Here is a 17739-nt window from a genome sequence, read left to right on the forward strand (position 1 = left end):
GGCCGTTCGCAGTGTGCGCATGATCCGCTTTGCGGCCCTCGGTGACTCGGTCACCAGCGGGTACGGCGATCCGATGCCCGGCGGTGGCCGGCGAGGCTGGGCGGCTCTGCTGGCCGACGTCCTGCCCGACCCCGGCCTGATGTTCGGCTTGCCCGGCGTGATCGCCCGCCCGCTGGGCCGGCGGAGGGCCGCCCTCAACGACGTCCTCGACGCGATCGCCGTGAGCCACCGGAGGATCCACGTCGACCTGGCCGGCGCGGCCTACGCCCGCACCAACTGGAGCGTCGACCGCCTGCACCCGTCCGAACGCGGCCACCGGCTGCTGGCCCACAGCTTCGCCACGGCCCTGCGCGCGGCCGGTCACCCCGTCGTCCGCCTGCCCGGGCTGGCCGCCACCAACCCGGAACCCAGCCTGACCGAGCGCGTCTGGTGGATGGCCACCAAGGGCAACCGCTGGCTGCTGCGCCGCTCCACCGACCTGGTCCCGACCCTGGCCCAGCCGGCCGCCCGCGAATGGCCGGCCGGCCTCAGCACGTCGCCCGGCCGCCCGGACTCGCCGCCGCCGGCGCCGGCCGCCCGCACCTGAAACCTGCTTGCCCGGCCTTTCCCGGCGCGGCTCCCCGGCGCGGCTTCCCGGCCGGGCGATCAGTGGTTCAGCAGGCCGGAGGTCGGCGTTGCCGAGACCGGAGCGCGGAACGGGATGGTGAAGAGCAGGGCCAGGCTGATCCAGACGTAGGTGTTGCTGCCGAGGGCGGCCAGGAAACCGTGGGCGCCGGCCCACCAGAGCCAGACGACGCTGCTGCTCAGGATGACGTAGGTGGCGGCCAGCGTGAGCAGGCGGGGGCGGGAGCGGTCGCGCAGGGCGGCGTCGGTCAGCAGGAACAGGGCGGGGAGCAGCCAGACCAGGTGGTGGACCCAGGTGACCGGGCTGATCAGGCAGGCCACCACGGCGGTCGTGGCGAAGCCGGCCGCGTGGTCGGGGGTGCTGCGCAGCAGGCGTACGCGTAGGAACCACATTGCCAGGACCAGGGCGACTGCGGCCAGCCACCAGGCGCTCGGCAGGTCGAGGCGGGCCACGACGCCGCGCAGGGACTGGTTGGAGACGTACTCGAGGCGGCCTACGCGGTCGGTGTCCCACAGGGTGGTCAGCCAGAACTGGGCTGAGGTGGTGTGGGCGATCAGGACGGCCAGCAGAGTCGCGCCGGCCGCGGTGGCGGTCGCGGTGGCGGCGGCCCGGTACTGGCGGGTCACCAGCAGGTAGCCGATGAAGACGACGGGGGTCAGTTTGATCGCGGCGGCCAGGCCGATGCCCACGCCGGCCCAGCGGCGGCCGGTGGAAAGGGCGCGTAGGTCGAGCAGCACGAGCACCAGCAGGACCAGGTTGACCTGGCCGAAGCTGAACGTGTCGCGGGCCGGTTCGAAGACCAGGACGGCCAGGAAGGCCAGCGCGCACACGAACCACATCGGAGCGCCGTGCCGGCGCACCACGGGGGCCACGAACCAGTGCAGCAGCAGGGCCACGGCGGCGACGTTGACGACGACGCTCGCCGCGATCGCCACCGGCCAGCTGGTCAGGGCGAGCGGGCTGAGGACGAGGGCGGCGAACGGCGGATAGGTGAAGCCGTACTCGGTGTCCTGGTAGAGGAAGTCGTACAGCTCGTTGCCGTCGAGCAGCCACGAGCGGACCGCGCCGCGGTAGACGCCGAGGTCGAAGAACTCGCGGAAGGTCGGCACGGTCACCAGGAAGACGCCGACGGCGAGGGCGGCGGCAACGACGATCAGGATCCGGAGGCGCGTCATCGGGCGGCCCGCGCCGGGAGGAGCCGGCCGGCGGCGGGCGCGGCGGCCAGGCGTACGGCCAGGAAGACCGCGCATCCGGTCAGCCCGCCCAGCACCGCGAGCAACAGCTCGGTGGCATCGACGGCGAATCCGTCCGGCAGCACCACCAGCGCCATCACCGCGCAGCTCGCCGCGAGCGCACGCCGCACCCACCGGTGCCCGGCCGCGGCGGCCAGCGGCACCAGCGCCCAGATCAGGTACCAGGGGCGTAATGCCGGCCCGAAAGCAACGACCGCGGCCAGCACCACCCCCAGGCCGTAGACCGGGCCGAGGCGGTCGAGATACGCCCGGACCAGACCGACGACGACGAGTGTGGCCAGCACGCCGAGCCAGCGCCACAGGTCGAGCACGAACAGCTCGCCGACACCGTCGCCGCGCAGCCGGTCCGCCGTCCAGCGGCCGAGCACGCCGGTCAGGGACAGATTCTCGGGCGAGATCGGGGTGTCCAGGGCCGAGATCCAGCCGTAGCCGGTGCCCGCGATCTGGGTCAGCACCGCGGTCGCCGCCGCCGCGGTGGCGCCCACCCCGGCCGAGGCGCGCAGGCGCGGTAGCCGGCCGTCGAGCCGGGACGCCCAGATCACCGCGACCGCGAGCAGGCCCAGCACGGCCGGCGCTTTGATCAAAGCGGCCGCTACCACCAACACGGTCGCCACCAGGGGGCGGTTGCGAACGGCGGCGGCCAGGCCGGCCGCGAGCAGGCCGACCATCAGCGCGTCGTTGTGCGCGCCGCCGACGAAGTGGATCAGCACGAGCGGGTTGAGGACGGCCAGCCACAGGGCCTGGTGGGGCGGAACTCCGGCCGCGGTGGCGAGGGGCGGGATGACGTACGCCAGAAGCGCGAGACCCACGACGGCCAGGAGCCGCATGGCGATCACGCCGGTCAGCAGGTGGCCGCCGATCGGCGCGGCGACCAGTTCGGACAGCAGCAGGAAGACCGGGCCGTACGGGCTGGGGGTGTGCTGCCAGATGGCGGGCACCTGTTCGGCGAAGAACCCGCCTAGAGCCGACGGACCGGTCCGGTAGACGTCGAAGCCCTCGCCGAGCATCCGGCCCTGGGCGAGGTAGCTGTAGACGTCGCGGCTGAACAGCGGCGGTGCGATCAGCAGGGGTGCGGCCCAGAGAGCGGCCGTACGCCACATCGCGCGGGTGTCACCGGCCCGGCTCAGCCGTCCGAGCCACCACCAGGCCAACAGGAGCAGGAGCAGGCCGCCGTAGACCGCGAACAGGCCGATCCGGACATGCTTGAGTCCCGCGAAGAACGGGATCCCGACCGGTAACGCGCCCGCGCCGAGCCCGCCGACGGCTATCAGGCAGCTTCCCGCGAAGCCGGTGACGCGCGCCAGTTTCCGGGCGTGATCGTTTGACACGGCAGCACCTTCTCAATGAAGGGTGTCGCTACGGGGACCATCCGCCGTCCCTCAAGTGACCGGCCGCCGTCCCCTCACCCCGCCCGCGAACGCCCCCGCCCCGCCGAGCGAGACGAAACGTTGCGTTGCGCGCGACAAGCTGTTCCATTCCGCGCGCGCTGCGCGAGACGAAACGTTTCGTCTCGCGAGACGGGACGAGACGCCTCGTTTGGGTGGCGCGGGAGGAGACAGACCGTTTGGCGAGACGCGACGTTTCGTCTTGCGAGGGTTCAGCTCAGTCGGAGATCTTTGCGGCTGAGCCGCGGGCGGCCTCGACGGTGTAGCGGCGGGCGGAGTCCTCGAGCTTGTCGGTGGCCGCCTCGACGAGGTCGATGCCGAGAACGTCGGCCAGCCGGACCAGGTAGATCGTCACGTCGCCCATCTCGGCCCGCACCCGTGGGCCCAGCTCGGGGTCGTTCATCACCGTGGCCGACTGCTCGGGGGTGAGCCACTGCAACTCGGCCAGAAGTTCGCCTACTTCCCCGGCCAGGGCCATGGCGAGGTTCTTGGGCGTGTGGAACCGTTCCCAGTCCCGGGCCTGTGCGAACTCGCGCACCAGCAACGTCAACTCACTGACAGACGACACGAGCCATGCCTACCAGACGTCAGATGCTGTTCCGCGAATTCCACCCGCGGAGGCACCCCGGACTGCCGGACTGCCGGGCGGGTCGGACGGGTCGGACGGGTCGGACGGGCCGGGCGGGTCGGGCGGGCGGGGCGGGTCGGGCGGGGCGGGCGGGCGAGCGGGATCAGGCGACGGTCAGGGTGGTGTTCAGCGAGTTCCAGCCGGTGGTCGGGTTCCACACGCCGGGGTTGGCCAGGTGGATCGAGTAGGCGGGGGTCTTCGCGAGCCGGGGCGACGCGTCGGGCAGGTTGAGGGCCAGGCGGTAGGTGCCCTTGGGCGGAGCCTTGAACGTCACCGTCAAAGTGATCGGGCGGCCCGGCGGCCACGAGCGAGGGTCGGCGTTGATCTTGGTTGGTGCACCGTTGAGCAGCAGTTGGACCGGGCGGTTCTCGGCGGGGGCGGCGTAGCCGTCGTTGGCCAGCGTGATCCGCGCGGTGACCTGCGTGCCGGGGCGCGCCTTGGCCGGCAGGGTGGCCTTGACCAGGCGCAGCCGGTAGCCGAGCTTGCGCGCGACCTCGGCCCGCCCGGCCGCGCCCCACGAGGCCAGCACCTGCTCGTTGAAGGACGGGTTCAGGTACGTCCAGTGGTAGCGGGCCATCTCGGCCCCGGCGTCGGGCCAGCCCGACCGGGCCGACACGTCGCACGTCTCGCCCCCGACCAGGGTCGTCGTCGAGGATGCCAGCCACTTGGTGTCGTCGGGGGCGGTGTACGTGCCGTAGTCGTCGGTGCCGGCCAGGAAGCAGTCGTTGTGCAGGCCGATGCGGGTCACGGCCGGGAACAGCCGCCGCTTGTACTCGGGGGTGCGCACCTGGATCAGCGTCGTCGGGGCGGTCGCGGCCAGCAGCGCTGCCAGCACTGCCTTGCGGTCGGACCAGTTCTGCGCGGTCAGCACGCCGGGCGAGGAGGAGAAGTGGGCGCTGTAGTACCACTCGCCCCACTGGCCGATGAAGCCCGCCTGCAGCGCGAAGATCACGTCGGCGTTGGCCTTCAGCACGGGTCCGAGCTGGGCGATGTGCCCGAGCACGCGGGCCCGGGGCGCGTCGGCGTCCGATTCCGAGCTGTACGAGAACCGCAGCACCAGCTTCACGCCGGCCTGGCGGGCGATGGCCAGGTCGGCCCCGATCAGCGCGAGGTCGGCCGCCGAGATCCGGTCCACGGCCTGGTACTTCCGCAGGTAGTAGTGCCGATAGACCAGCGTGCGGCCGCCGACGTCCGCGGCCAAGGGCTCGAAGCCGGCGCCGAACTGCGTCTCCGTGTACGCGAAGAAGCCGCGCCCCGGGTTGGCGATGGTCTCGGCCGTCGCCGCGTACGTCTTCGTGACGGACGAGGCCGGCGCCGCGTAGGAGCGGGTGACGGACGAGGCCGGCGCCGCGTAGGAGCGGGTGACGGACGTCGACGACGTCGCGGCCGAGGCCGTGCCGGGCAGCAGCACGGCGACAGCCAGGGCCGCGACGGGTAGAAGACGCATGATTCGGTTATCGACCAGCCCACGGCCGGTCTGAGAAGACTCAGCGCACCACCGTCCGCAGGGGCGGCAGCCCGTTGAAGCCGACGGACGAGTACGTCGCCGTGTAAGCACCCGTCCCCAGAATGCGGATCACCTCGCCGGCCGCCAGGTCCAGCGGGAGATCGTAAGGTGCGTGCTGGTAGAGGATGTCGACGCTGTCGCACGTCGGCCCGGCCAGGATCACCGGGCCGCTCGGCCCGGCGCGGGCCGTCGACAGTTCGTACTGAATGGCCTCTTCCTCGGTCTCGGCCAGCCCGCCGAACCGGCCCACGTCGAGGTAGACCCAGCGCGGCTCGTCGTCGTACGACTTGCGGGCGACCAGCACGACCTGGGTGTGCAGCACCCCGGCGGGGGCGGCCACGTACCGGCCCGGTTCGATCATGAGGGACGGCGTGAACAGCCCGAAGTGCCGCCGGACGGCCGTCTCGATGGCCGCCGCGTAGGCCGAGATCGGCGCCACCGGCGTACGGTACGAGACCGGGAAGCCGCCCCCGGCGTTCAGGATGCGCAGCGAGATGCCGGCCTCGCGCAGTTCGGCGAAGATCGCGGCGGCGGTGGCGACGCTGGGCTCCCACCGTTCCGGATACAGCTGCTGCGACCCGACGTGGAAGGCGATGCCGGCCGGGTCGAGCCCGCGCAACGCCGCCACTTTCATCAGGTCGACCGCCATCTCGGGCACGCACCCGAACTTGCGGCTGAGCGGCCAGCGCGCCCCCTGGCTGGAGGCGAGCACCCGGCACAGCACCGAGGATCCGGGCGCGTGCCGAACGATCTTGTCGAGTTCGCCCTCGCTGTCGAAGGCGAACGTGCGTACCCCGCGGGCGTACGCGTACGCGATGTCCTCGCTCTTCTTGATCGGATGGCCGTAACTGAGGTCACCCGGAGAGGCGCCGGCGGCCAGGCAGAGGTCGATCTCGGCCCGGCTGGCGACGTCGAACCGGCACCCGGCGGCGACCAGCGCTCGCAGCAGGGGCAGTTCGGGATTGGCCTTCACGGCGTAGTGGATGTCGGCTCCGGCGAACGCTTCGGCGATCCGTCTGTACTGCTCACGGGCCACGTCGATGTCGATCACCAGGCACGGGGTCTGGTGCGGGCCGGCCGCGAGCGCCGGCTGCGCTGTCTCATCTGCGGTCACTGTCATGGCTGCGGTGTCCTCATCGATGACGGGGGCAACGACGACACTCAGCGTACTTCCATCACTGCTCTGCGTGTTTGCCAGATATCGACATCGAGAAAGATTTGGAATTCTCATTACAGTTACGGCGTGTCCGACCTGCTCTCCACACCGGAGCAGCACGCCTACCGCCTGCTCGTGCGGATGGCCGGAGCTGCCCCGACGGATCTGGCGGCGCAGGCCGGCCTCGATCCCGTCGAGGCCTCCGCGCTGCTCGAGGCTCTGCACCGCAAGGGGCTGGCCACGCCCGGTCCGCTCTTCCACGCCCTGCCGGCCGACGTGGCGCTGGGCGAGACGCTGCTGCGCGAGCAGCAGGCCCTCGAGTCGTCGCGGCAGATGGTGGCCGCGCTCAGCGAGGAGTACCGCACCAACACCCGGCGGCGGAACTCCGACCATCTGGTCGAGATCGTGGTCGGCGCCCAGGCCCTGCGGGACAGGCTGCGCGAGATGCAGGACTCGGCCCGCGACGAGATCTTCTGGTTCTGCCGGGCCAACCCGATCGCGATGCAGGGCCCGGAGAACGCCGAGGAGTCGGGGGCGCTGGAACGCGGCGTCCGCTACAAGGCCATCTACGAGCGGGACCTGCTCGAGAAGCCCGGCGAGTTGGACAGCATCGTCGAGGCGATGCGGCTGGGCGAGGAGTCCCGGACCCTGCCCACCCTGCCTGTGCGCCTGGCCATTGCCGACCGTACTTTCGCGATCTGCCCGCTGGTGCCCGACGCCTCCCGGGGTGTCGGGGAGCCCACCGCGGCGTTGATCCGCCCCAGTGAGCTCCTCGACGCCCTGGTCGCTCTCTTCGAGAGCTATTGGGAACGCGCCACTCCGCTGCTGCCGGACGGTAGCGAGGAGGAGCCCGACAAACTACTGCTGTCACTCTTTGTCGCGGGATTGCCGGACAAGTCCATCGCGACCCAGCTCGGGGTCAGCCGCCGGACGGTCCAGCGCCGGCTCGACCGGCTGATGGAGGCGGCCGGCGTGGACACCCGGGCCGGCCTGGCTTTCCAGGCCGCCCGGCGGGGCTGGCTGTAGGCCGGCCACCGGTCCTCCGCGAGCGGTTTCATGCCCGGCCGTAGGCCCGGATCACGGTCTGCGTGACCGAGTTCCCGGCCTGGTCCGAAGCGGTCACCCGCAGCGACACCGTCCCCTTCCCGGCCGGCACGATCACGGTCGAGCCGATGGTCAGGGCGGTCTTCCAGGTCTTGCCCTCGTCGGCCGAGGTCTCGACTCTCACCTTCCGGGCGTTCGGCACCTCGACGCCCAGCAGGTGCGGAAGCTTGGTGGTCACCCCGGTCGCGGTGACCGGCGCGTCGTAGCCGATCTGGAGCAGCGGCAGCTTGCCCGCGGCACCGGACTTGAAGGTCCACTCGGTCGCGGTCGACGTGCCGTACTGCCAGTCGGCCGCGTCCATGCTGAGCCGCTTGGTCGTCATGGCCAGCTTGTACGTCGCGTTCCCGGCCGGCACGGGCACGTCCTGCCAGCCGTTGTCGAGCGTGGCGATCTCGGCGCCGTTGCGGGACAACGTCGTCGGGGTCGACTCGATCAGGTGGTGCCGGTCGCTGCTGTCCACGTAGGACGCGACTCGCAGCTTCAACGTGTTGCCGTCGCGGGTGTTGGCGTACCCGCCGGGTGTGGCCGGACGGACGACCGGCTTGTTCCAGGTCTCGGTCGAGGCGCCGGCCTTCGGGTACGACACCGGGTCCTCCTCGATGCCGCCGAGCAGACTGCCGCCGAAGCTGACCCAGGAGAACTCGTGGTGCACCTGGTGCTGCCACACGCTGTCACCGGCCGACACCCACTCCTCGCGCACGGACGGCGTCCGCACCTGACGGTACGTGTCGTTCCACGAGTAGGTCTGGTACGGCCGCCAGGCGAAGCGCTGCTCCTTGATCCAGTCGAGCCCGCCGTTGTGCGGGTAGCTCGCGGTGATCCGGTGCGAGTTGGCCGCGGTGACCTTGTGCACGATGCCGGCCGCGGGCACCTGGCTCTTGGTCACCTGGAACACGTCGTACAGGTAGGGGCTGTTCGGGGTGAGCGTCAGCGTCAGACTCGCGCCGGGCTTGGCCGCGCGGGCCAGGATCCGCTGCCCGTCGCCGCCCGGCACCAGGGCGATCGGAACCGGCAGACGCGGGCTGCTCGGATCCCACGGCTGCCAGGCGCTGCGATCAGCCGGCACCACCAGCAGGACCAGAGCCGCACCGGCTGCGGCGGCGGCCTGAGCCGTGTCGTCCGGGTTGTCGCCCTCGACCACGACCGCCTTCCCACGGACCTTGCCGCCGAGGCCCTTGACCAGGTCGAACCGGCGAGTGCCGTCGTACAGCGGGGAGGACACGACCGGGTTGACGTCGAGTTCCCCGGAGACGCCGGGCACGGTGGCCTGGGCCAGCGGCGCGACCAGCTGCCAGCGCGACGAGAACTCGTAGCTGCCTTTCCGGAGCTTCGCGGTCGGCGTCACGTTGATCTTCTGGATGGTGCTGAAGTTCATGAAGCCGTTGATGATGCCGCGGCCGGTGCCGGTGACCCGGTGCACGTAGTAGCTCTCGACCGTCTGCTGCTCGGCCGGCCTGGGCGTCTCGATCCGGATCGGCTTGGCCGTACGGGCGTCGAGCACCACGGTCAGGTCGCGGTCGACCTTCAGCTCGGGGATGGTGATCAGGTTGTCCTGCTCGTCGGCCGGCCCGCCGTCCTGGATGGTGGCGTCGACCAGGTAGTCCCCCTCGCCGACCTGGAACGTCTTCTCCTCACCCTCCATCAGGAAGTTGAGGATGTCGTAGCGCTGCTCGTCGCCGAAGACCTGCAGGACCGGCACGGCCGAGGGCTTCCCGGCCCGGTTCACGGCCTTGAACGTGACCAGGTGGCGCTGCTTGTCCAGGGTGCCGCCGATCGCCGTGGTGACCTTGACCCCGGCCGGTCCGGTGGCGGTGAGCCAGCCGCTGAACTGGCCGGGCGTGGCCGTGGCGAGGTCGAAGGTGAGTGTGACGCCGGCGCGGCCGCCGGCGGGCACGGTGACCGTGGCGGCCGACAGGCTGACCGCGGCCACGGTCTTGGCCAGGGTCAGCGTCACCGGCGCGGTGCCCGCGTTGGTGTAGGTGACGGTCCGCTCGACCTGGGCCGGCGTCTCGTCGAGGGCGTGCAGCCCGAAGTCGGCCACGCCGGTCGCGGACACCGTCTGGCTGGTGGCCCGGGTCAGGTCGACCCGGCCCGCGCCCTGGGCGTAGACCGAGGTCTCGCTCTGCGTCCTGGCCGTGCTGACCAGTTCGTCCTTGATCTGCGCGCCGGTCCAGCCCGGGTGCTGCTGGGCGATGACGGCGGCCGCGCCGGCCACGTGCGGGGTGGCCATCGAGGTGCCGTTGGCCGCGGTGTAGAGCTCGTCGACCGGGCTGCCCATCGCGGTGCCCGCGGCCCGGGCGGCGACGATGCCGACGCCGGGCGCGGTGATCTCGGGCTTGAGCCCCTCGTCGCCGAAGCGCGGGCCCCGGCTCGAGAACTCGGCCATCCGGTCGTCCCGGTCGACCGCGCCGACGGTCAGGGCGGCCGGGGCCGCGCCGGGTGTGCCGACCGAGTAGTCCGCGCCCTCGTTGCCCGCCGCCACCACGAACAGGGTGCCGGTCGAGGCGCTGATCTCGTCGACGGCCGCACTCATCGGGTCGGTGCCGTCGGTGGCGCCGCCGCCCAGACTCATGTTGACGACCTTGGCGCCCGCGCCGGCCGCCCACTCCATGCCGGCGATGATCCCGGACTCGTAGCCGGAGCCGCTGTCGTCGAGCACCTTGCCGATCAGCAGCCGCGCGCCGGGCGCCACGCCCTTACGGGTGCCGTTCGATCCCGCGCCCGAGCCGGCGACCGTGGCCGCCACGTGCGTTCCGTGTCCGAAGTGGTCGGTCGTCCCGGTCTCGCTGCCGCTGAAGTCGCGGGCCTCGAGGACCCGGCCGGCCAGGTCGGGGTGGTTCTGGTCGGCCCCGGTGTCGAGCACGGCCACCTTGACGCCGGCGCCGTCCAGGCCGGCCCGCCACGCGTCGGGCGCGCCGATCTGCGCGGTGCTGCGGTCGAGCACCGGCTCGACCTTGCCGTCGAGCCAGATCTTGCCGGTGGGTGCGGTGCGGGATCCGGTTCCGGCGCCCGCTTGCGTACGCCAGAAGTCCGCGAGTTGCTTCTTGTCCGCGCGCACGGCCACGGCCCCGAGGCTGGGCAGCTCGGTGCCCGGAGTGGCGCTCAGCGCCCGGGCGCCCGGCGCCGACTGCACGATCAGGGGCAGCGTCGGCCGGGCCGCGTCGCCGTAGCCCTCGTCGACCAGGTGCTGCACGTCGAACAGCTCGGCGTCGACGCGGCCGTCGGCGATCAGCGGCACGGCGTCGCGCGGGACGACCCGCAGGCCGTCCTCGGTCTCGGTGGTCGTGAACGACATCCCGGCCCGGCCGGGTCCCGGCCGCACGGTCGCGGCGACCCGGCCGTCCCCTGTGGGCGCGAGCTGGACGACGTCGCCGGTGACGAGCGTGATCGCCTGCGCGGCGGGCGGGGTGGCGGCTCGGGCCGGCGCGGGGGCGGCAACGGCGGGTCCTGGGGCGAACCCGGCGACGCTGCCGGTTCCGATCAGGATGCCGGCGAGAGCACCGGTGAGGCGCTTGTGTGGTGACAAGGCCGACTCCTTAGCGTGGGGTTGTCACGCATTTTGAAGTGGGCCGATGTCCCGCCGGGAGGTGTGCGCGCTGCCGCACAGACGACATGGCGCGATGTGGACAGGGACCTGAATGAATTCGATCAAGAAAGGGAGGTGGCGGTGGCCCGGGCCTCGTCGAGGCTGGTGAAGCCCTCGAGCCGGTACGTCACCTGGCCCTGCTCCCAGATCAGCGTGGGCGTGGCGAGGCGCGCGGTGGCACTGCGCTCGACCCCGGTGCGGTCGACGTAGGTGAGCGTGTGCGGGCCGGGCAGCCAGATCGCCATGTTGCCCCCCACGTCGGTCCACTCGGCCTCGCCGGCCTGCTTGAAGAAGGCCCCGGCCGACCCGTCGAACTGGTCGAACCGCACCGTGCCGCCGCGGTAGAGCGCACTGACCACCCTGGGCACGCCCTTGTCGTCGGGGTCGGCCAGTTCCACGCGTTCGGGCGGGCCGAGGGCGGCCGGCATCAGCACGGCAAAAGGCGCCTTCCGCTTCGCCTCGGCCAGGCCGGCCGGGCCGGTCGAGGGCAGCGGGCTGGGATCCGGGTTGACCGGAGCCGCCCGGTCCGACCGCTCCACCTCGATGCCGGCGATCCGCAGCACCGACGCCACCGCGTCGATGACGGCGGCGCGGGCCGGCTCGACCGCGACCACGGTGACCGCGACCGCAGCCACGGCCGCCGCCAGCCAGACCCGCCACCGGTTGCCCTTGCGGGCGATCAACCGCTCGCGGACGGCCACGCGCTGGTCGGCCGCCTCGGGCACGGCCAGGTGGGCGCCCAGGTCGCGCAGTTCGGCGATCAGGTCGTCGTCGTGGTCAGGCACCGGGCACCTCCTCGGTCCGCAGGTGCTCGCGCAACCGGGCCAGGGCCCGCGACGTCCGCGACTTCACGGTGCCCTTGGGCAGTCCGAGGGCGGCCGCCGTCTCCTGCTCGCTGAGGTCGAGCAGGAAGCGGCAGACGAGGACGTCCTGGTCGCGCCGGTCGAGCCCGCGCAGCCGCTCGACCAGCCGGGCCCGGCGCTCGCGGGCCAGCACGGTGTCGGCCGGATCGGGCGCGTCGGGCAAGGGTTCGGCGGCTGAGGCGGCGCGCAGGGCCAGACCGTCGCGGCGGCGGCGGGACCGGTGCAGGTTGCGGGTCTCGTTGGCCACGATCGCCAGCAGCCACGGGCGGAAGCCGGACTCGCCGCGGTAGCGCGACAACTGCCGGTACGCCTTCACCAACGCCTCCTGCACCACGTCGTCGGCGTCGTCACCCGCGCCGAGCAGCACGGCCGCCCGATGCGCGGGCACGGTGTAGCGGGCGACCAGGACCTCGTACGCCCCCCGGTCGCCACCCCGCGCCCGGCTCACCGCCGTGGCATCGTCGATCTCGATGGCCTCTCTCAGCCTCGGCTCCTTCTTCGCACCGACACTGCACTGACACCGGCCGCGGCGGAACGGTTCCCGGAACCCGATGCGAAGTTGTGGTGTCTCCCTCACATGACCACACGCCGCTCGTTCCTGACGCTGTCCGGTGGCGTGCTCGCCGCCTCCGTCCTGGCCGGCTGCCGCGAGCCCGCCGCCACCGCTGCTCCCTTGTCGTCCTCGGTGCCGGACGTGGTGCTGGCCGGCAGCCCGAATGGGGTCGTCCGGCTGAGCGGCGGTGAGGTGCGGCCGATCGGCGCGGGCTCCGTGCTGAGCCGGGCCGGTGACATCGCGTACGTCGCCGGCGACGACGGCCTGGCCCGGGTGTCCGCGGCGACCGGGGCATCCCTCCAGAGGCACGAGATCGGGGGTGGATGGATGCCCCGGGTGGTCGCCGAGTCGTCGGATCTGTGCGTGCTGCTGACCACACCGCCGGGTGAGCCGCCGGCCGCCCGTACGCAATCAGGGCTCTTGATCGTGGGGGCCGGCCGGCGGCAGAAGTTCAACCTGCCGGGCTGCGTCGAGCCGGACGCCTTCACGTCGGACGGCACCGGGTTGTTCGTGCTCGACTGGCAGCCGGCCGACCGGCCGGACCATTACCGCGTACGGCTGCTGGACTTCAGTGACGGGCAAGCTGTACCCGCTGTACACGCGGGACAAGAAGCCCGTGCCGGAAGGCGCCGAGGAACAGATGCAGGGCCGCGGGCGACAGGCCGTCTACTCCGCGGACCGGCAGACGTTGTACACGCTCTACACCCACCAGCCCGAGCATCAGCACACCCGCAACCTGCTCAACGGCACCCGCAACCACGTGCACGCGTTCGTCCACGTGCTGCACCTGGCCGAGCGGTGGGCGTACTGCCTCGACCTGCCCGACCCGTTCGGCCGGGGCCCGGCCGAGGGGCACGCGCTGGCGGTCGACGGGAACCGGCTGGCGGTGCTGGACACGGCGTCCGGCTCGATCGCGCACGCGGACACCGAGACACTTCAGATCGAGCGGGTGGCCCGGATCCCGGCCGGCCGGGGACCGGGCAGCCTGGCCTACAGCGCCGACGCCCGGCTGTTCGTGGCGGACGGCAATGCTGTGCACGCGCTCGACCGCAACACCGATCAGACGGCGGCCACGTGGGTGTTGTCGGCGCCCGTACGCGGATTGCGGCTCAGCACGGACGGGGCGCGACTCTATGCCGGGGGCCAGAACGAGGTGGTCTGGCTGGACGCCGCCTCGGGCGAGCTGCGGGGCCGGGCCCGGGTCGGCGGCCTGACCGATCTGCTTTCCGTCAAATGACCGAAAGTTTCGGCTCGTCTTGATCGACAATCATCGACTCCACCAGGCGATAGATCGTCGGAAGTTAATGGTTGACGGATCGTGGGTGCGCTCCCAAGATGGATCGCAACGACACTCGTCGATTGCTCGGCTGCCACCGGCCGGGCCTCCCCGATCCCCGACGAAGGTGAATCCCCGTGATCCGTCCTCGATCCCTGATCCTGACCGTCGCGGCGGCGCTGCTGGCCGGCGCCGGCGCGGTCGCCCTCACTCCCCCGGCCCAGGCCGCGGCCGGTTGCGCCAACGGCTACGTCGGCCTCACCTATGACGACGGGCCCAACCCCGGCACCACCACGACGTTGCTGAACACGTTACGCAGCAACGGATTGCGGGCCACGATGTTCAACACCGGCCAGAACGCGGCGGCCAACCCCGGCCTCGTGGCGGCCCAGGTGTCGGCCGGCATGTGGGTGGCCAACCACAGCTACACCCACCCGCACATGCTCACGCTGAGCCAGGCCCAGATGTCCTCGGAGCTGTCGCGCACCCAGACGGCCATCCGCAACGCGGGCGGGGGCACCCCGACCATCTTCCGGCCCCCGTACGGCGAGACCAACGGGACGCTGCAGTCGGCCGCCTCGGCCCTCGGGCTGCGCACCGTGACCTGGGACGTCGACTCGCAGGACTGGAACGGGGCCAGCACCGCGGCGATCGTGCAGGCCGCCGCACGACTGACCAACGGCCAGCTGATCCTGATGCACGACAACTACCAGACCACCATCAACGCCATCCCGCAGATCGCGGCCGGGCTGGCCCAGCGCGGCCTGTGCGCGGGCACCATCTCGTCCGCCACCGGCCGGGCCGTGGCCCCCGACGGCGGCGGCAACCCCACCACTCCCCCGCCCACGGGCGGGGCCTGCACCACCACGTACACCGCTGGTCAGCAGTGGTCGGACCGGTTCAACGGCTCGATCGCCGTGAGTGGAACGAACAACTGGGTCGTCACCGTGACGCTGCGGTCGCCGCAGCGGGTCATCGCCACCTGGAACGCGTCGGTCAGCTACGACAGCACCGGCCTGGTGATGACGGCACGGCCCAACGGGAACGGCAACACGTTCGGCCTCACCATTCAGCACGGCGGTAACTGGAACTGGCCGTCGCTGAGCTGCCGGGTGGGCTGACCGGGTCGGGTGCGGGGGCCGCCGGGCCTCCGCACTCACCTTTTGATCATCGGAGTGGCGATCTGTCCTTTCTCGTCCGAATGGGTAACCTGGGGCCCATGGCAACGAACTCACTCCGCGGCGCTCTGCTGCGGTCGTTGCCGTTCCTGCTGCTGACGCTGGCCCTCACCCTCGTGGGTGTGGCGCACGGCGCGTCCGCGGCCGAATCCACTGCCGACACTGCCGGTCCCGAATCGGCTGAGGCAGAGACCCGTACGCCGGAAGGCCCTGTCGCCGACCGCACGCGGGCTCTCCGGGCACAGCGCACGGCCGGGGTCACCGGCTCCCGCGCCCCGCCTTTCCACACCGCCTGATCACGCGCTGACGGCCCTCGCGGCCGTGCCCGTGGTCGCTGCTTCCGCGCCCCCGGTTCCTTCGGCGACCCTGGCCCGCGCGGACCCGAACAGCCTTCGGCGGCGTGGCCCTTTCCGCGTTCCCGTCGGCGCCCAGCCCGACCTTCTTCCCGAGCGGACAGGACTACCTGGCGATGAACAACGTTGTTGCGGAAATGCTGCTGACCAACCCGGCCCCGGCGGCCATCTGGGTCACCCTGTGGATCCTCACCCTGCCCGCCATGCTGCTGCTGGCCAGCCCGCGGGCCATGCGCAACCCGTGGCAGACGATGTGCGAGACGTTCACGTGGCTGCGCGACCGCACCGAGGAGCGCCGCGAACTGGCCCTCGAAGCCCTGGCCGCGACCCAGTTCGCCGAGGAGGTGCGGGTCGCCGCCGACCGGGCCGCGCTGGCCGCCGACCGCTGGCAGGAGCGCTGGGAGACGGCCTCGGACGAGGTCACCGACGCCTGGCAGGCCTGGCTGGACGCCGACGCCCGGCTGCGCACCCGCCGGGCCGGGTCCGCCTTCGGCGTCCCGTGGAGCGCGCAGACCCCCACCGAGTACGTGGCCCGCGAGCGCTTCCTGCACAAGGCCGTGCGCACGGCGGCCGGCAACGGCTGGCTGCCCGCCGCCGCGGTGGCCGACGCGCTGGCCGGCCGGGCCGGCTGGGACCCGCGCCTGCACCCGCTGGAGCAGGAACTGGTCGTCCTCCGCGCCGCCGCCGGCCACCTGCGCGACCACTACGAGCGCGCCGTGGCCGCCGAGCAGGCCGCCGCCCACGACGCCGAACTGGCCCGCCGCACCCGCGACAGCCTGCGCCAGGAATCCTGGTCGGCCACCGCCCGGGCCGCCGAGCTGCGCCGCCACCTGCCGGCCGGCCTCACCGAGACCGCTCAGCCGGTCGCCCTGGCCGCCGCCTGGCAGTGACCCCGGGCCGGGCCCGGTTCGGGCCTGTACGGACCGCTGAGGCCCGTTAGCCTGCAGGGCATGGCGACGCACTGGACGCTCGGCGGGGACGCCGAGGACCCGCACCGGCTGGCCGCGTTCTGGGCGGCGGCGCTGGGCTACATCGCCGAGCCCGGCTACGACGACCCCGACGGCGCCTCCCTGATCGACCCCGACGGCCGGGGCCCGGCCGTCGGCTTCCTACGGGTGCCCGAGCCCAAGACCAGCAAGAACCGCCTCCACATCGACCTGCGGGTGGCCGGCGAACCCCCGTGGGACATGCCCGCCCGCGAGACCCTGATCCGCGCCAAGGTCGCGGAACTGCGCGCAGCCGGCGCCACCGAACTACGGGACGAGTTCTACGGCGACCACCTCGGCCACGTGGTGATGCTCGACCCCGAGGGCAACGAGTTCTGCGTCGCCTAGATCGCCTGGGCCAGGTCCCATTCGTAGCGACGACCGGCCGGGGCCGGGTCGGTGTAGACGACCAGCCAGCCGCTTTCGCTCGGCACCGCCGCCTTCACGTGGCCGAAGCCGTGGCGCTCATGCACTGTGGGCGCTTTCTCGCTGGCGGGAAAGACGAACCGGACCGACAATTCGTTGAGCACCGACGTGGCTCCGTTGCCCGCCGGCAACCGGTCGGTCCAGATGAGCAGATCCGATCCCCGCTTGCGCAGCGGCGCCCACAGCCCGGGCGAGCAGTAGTTGATCTGCCAGGTGAAGGTCTCGGTCAGCCCGGGTTCGAAGACCAGCCAGACCCGGGGCATGCCGTTGTGGGCCAGGGGCCGCGGCGTGATGGTCCCGCTGATCTTCTCGAGCGTGCAGCGCAGCCCGATGTCGTCGAGGCCGACGATCCGGTCGTTGCCCACCGGCACGATCGGCCGGATGGCCCGCTGGGTGACCCGCGGCAGCGGCTTGGTCTGCCGCCGCTCGACGATCGTGTCGCCGTCGTCGTCGGTCCCGATCACCACGGTCACCTCGAGGTTCTCGGCGTAGATGGGACCCTCTTGATCGATGATCTTGTTGATGGCCTCGACATAGCTGCGGTGAGCCACCTGCTGGGTCGTGAGCTCCGCGCGCAACTGCTCGTTGCGGCGCACCAGGAAGTGCAGCGTGTAGCGGACGATCAGGTAGAGGAAGCAGACGACGCAGACGCCCATGAGCAGGATCCGGCCGAAACCCGTGCCCGGCCCGGCGAGCTGGGCGACGCCGGACGTGAGCCCGATGGTGAGCACGGCGAAGCTGGTGAAATCCTGAAACAGCTTCTTGCTCAAGATCGACCCCCACAGGTCTCCGAATTACCCATGGTGCCGAAAATGCTATCCGCCGGCATCACTCGGGATGGTGATTGTGCGGCGCTCTTC

General features: G+C 71.9%; 17 protein-coding genes. 7 read left to right on the top strand and 10 right to left on the bottom strand.

All coding sequences use genetic code 11. The annotated features are described in order from the left end of the window. Positions 1 to 19 precede the first annotated feature (19 nt). Positions 20 to 586: an SGNH/GDSL hydrolase family protein gene (locus M1L60_RS19525; protein ID WP_253238878.1), complete on the top strand. Its 567-nt coding sequence runs from the start codon at positions 20 to 22 to the stop codon at positions 584 to 586. A gap of 59 nt (positions 587 to 645) precedes the next feature. Here the strand turns inward: M1L60_RS19525 and M1L60_RS19530 are convergent, their stop codons facing one another. The 5 genes from M1L60_RS19530 to M1L60_RS19550 all read right to left on the bottom strand — a co-directional run bounded on the left by M1L60_RS19530 (position 646) and on the right by M1L60_RS19550 (position 6518). Next, complete coding sequence (locus M1L60_RS19530) at positions 646 to 1800, bottom strand: glycosyltransferase 87 family protein (RefSeq protein WP_253238879.1); 1155 nt, start codon at positions 1798 to 1800, stop codon at positions 646 to 648. Beyond that, positions 1797 to 3206, bottom strand: a complete 1410-nt coding sequence (mptB, locus tag M1L60_RS19535) for a polyprenol phosphomannose-dependent alpha 1,6 mannosyltransferase MptB (protein WP_253238880.1) — start codon at positions 3204 to 3206, stop codon at positions 1797 to 1799. The genes M1L60_RS19530 and mptB overlap by 4 nt, the downstream gene beginning before the upstream one ends. 274 nt (positions 3207 to 3480) lie before the next feature. Continuing rightward, a complete protein-coding gene (locus M1L60_RS19540) occupies positions 3481 to 3831 on the bottom strand; it encodes a nucleotide pyrophosphohydrolase (RefSeq protein ID WP_253238881.1) in 351 nt (116 codons plus the stop codon). A gap of 163 nt (positions 3832 to 3994) precedes the next feature. Beyond that, on the bottom strand, positions 3995 to 5338 hold the full coding sequence (locus tag M1L60_RS19545) for a DUF4832 domain-containing protein (RefSeq protein WP_253238882.1): 1344 nt from the start codon (positions 5336 to 5338) through the stop codon (positions 3995 to 3997). 40 nt (positions 5339 to 5378) lie between these two features. Further along, a complete protein-coding gene (locus M1L60_RS19550; protein ID WP_253238883.1) occupies positions 5379 to 6518 on the bottom strand; it encodes a type III PLP-dependent enzyme in 1140 nt (379 codons plus the stop codon). Between the two features lie 123 nt (positions 6519 to 6641). Between M1L60_RS19550 and M1L60_RS19555 the strand changes: the two genes are divergently transcribed. Continuing rightward, a complete protein-coding gene (locus tag M1L60_RS19555; protein ID WP_253238884.1) occupies positions 6642 to 7580 on the top strand; it encodes a helix-turn-helix domain-containing protein in 939 nt (312 codons plus the stop codon). A gap of 28 nt (positions 7581 to 7608) precedes the next feature. On the opposite strand, the gene M1L60_RS19560 is transcribed toward M1L60_RS19555, so the two are convergent. The 4 genes from M1L60_RS19560 to M1L60_RS19575 all read right to left on the bottom strand — a co-directional run bounded on the left by M1L60_RS19560 (position 7609) and on the right by M1L60_RS19575 (position 13160). Then, positions 7609 to 11184, bottom strand: a complete 3576-nt coding sequence (locus tag M1L60_RS19560; protein WP_253238885.1) for a S8 family peptidase — start codon at positions 11182 to 11184, stop codon at positions 7609 to 7611. A 122-nt stretch (positions 11185 to 11306) separates the two neighbouring features. After that, complete coding sequence (locus M1L60_RS19565) at positions 11307 to 12029, bottom strand: hypothetical protein (protein ID WP_253238886.1); 723 nt, start codon at positions 12027 to 12029, stop codon at positions 11307 to 11309. Continuing rightward, the gene (locus tag M1L60_RS19570; protein WP_253238887.1) at positions 12022 to 12555 is read right to left on the bottom strand and encodes an RNA polymerase sigma factor; all 534 of its coding nucleotides are present in this window, start codon (positions 12553 to 12555) and stop codon (positions 12022 to 12024) included. The genes M1L60_RS19565 and M1L60_RS19570 overlap by 8 nt, the downstream gene beginning before the upstream one ends. A gap of 125 nt (positions 12556 to 12680) precedes the next feature. Further along, on the bottom strand, positions 12681 to 13160 hold the full coding sequence (locus M1L60_RS19575) for a hypothetical protein (protein ID WP_253238888.1): 480 nt from the start codon (positions 13158 to 13160) through the stop codon (positions 12681 to 12683). A 71-nt stretch (positions 13161 to 13231) separates the two neighbouring features. On the opposite strand from M1L60_RS19575, the gene M1L60_RS19580 reads away from it, so the two are divergent. The 5 genes from M1L60_RS19580 to M1L60_RS19600 all read left to right on the top strand — a co-directional run bounded on the left by M1L60_RS19580 (position 13232) and on the right by M1L60_RS19600 (position 16801). After that, the gene (locus tag M1L60_RS19580; protein ID WP_253238889.1) at positions 13232 to 13897 is read left to right on the top strand and encodes a YncE family protein; all 666 of its coding nucleotides are present in this window, start codon (positions 13232 to 13234) and stop codon (positions 13895 to 13897) included. Between the two features lie 176 nt (positions 13898 to 14073). Beyond that, positions 14074 to 15057: a polysaccharide deacetylase family protein gene (locus tag M1L60_RS19585; protein ID WP_253238890.1), complete on the top strand. Its 984-nt coding sequence runs from the start codon at positions 14074 to 14076 to the stop codon at positions 15055 to 15057. Between the two features lie 98 nt (positions 15058 to 15155). Then, positions 15156 to 15410, top strand: coding sequence for a hypothetical protein (locus tag M1L60_RS19590; RefSeq protein WP_253238891.1), 255 nt, complete (start codon positions 15156 to 15158; stop codon positions 15408 to 15410). Positions 15411 to 15514: 104 nt separating this feature from the next. Beyond that, the gene (locus M1L60_RS19595; RefSeq protein ID WP_253238892.1) at positions 15515 to 16357 is read left to right on the top strand and encodes a hypothetical protein; all 843 of its coding nucleotides are present in this window, start codon (positions 15515 to 15517) and stop codon (positions 16355 to 16357) included. Positions 16358 to 16417: 60 nt separating this feature from the next. Then, positions 16418 to 16801, top strand: coding sequence for a VOC family protein (locus tag M1L60_RS19600; RefSeq protein ID WP_253238893.1), 384 nt, complete (start codon positions 16418 to 16420; stop codon positions 16799 to 16801). Here M1L60_RS19600 and M1L60_RS19605 read toward each other — a convergent pair. Continuing rightward, a complete protein-coding gene (locus M1L60_RS19605; RefSeq protein WP_253238894.1) occupies positions 16798 to 17649 on the bottom strand; it encodes a hypothetical protein in 852 nt (283 codons plus the stop codon). The two genes, M1L60_RS19600 and M1L60_RS19605, sit on opposite strands and share 4 nt — an antisense overlap. Positions 17650 to 17739 lie beyond the last annotated feature (90 nt).

Origin of the sequence: Paractinoplanes aksuensis (assembly GCF_024137025.1) — a bacterium.
Taxonomy (GTDB): Bacteria; Actinomycetota; Actinomycetes; order Mycobacteriales; family Micromonosporaceae; genus Actinoplanes; species Actinoplanes aksuensis.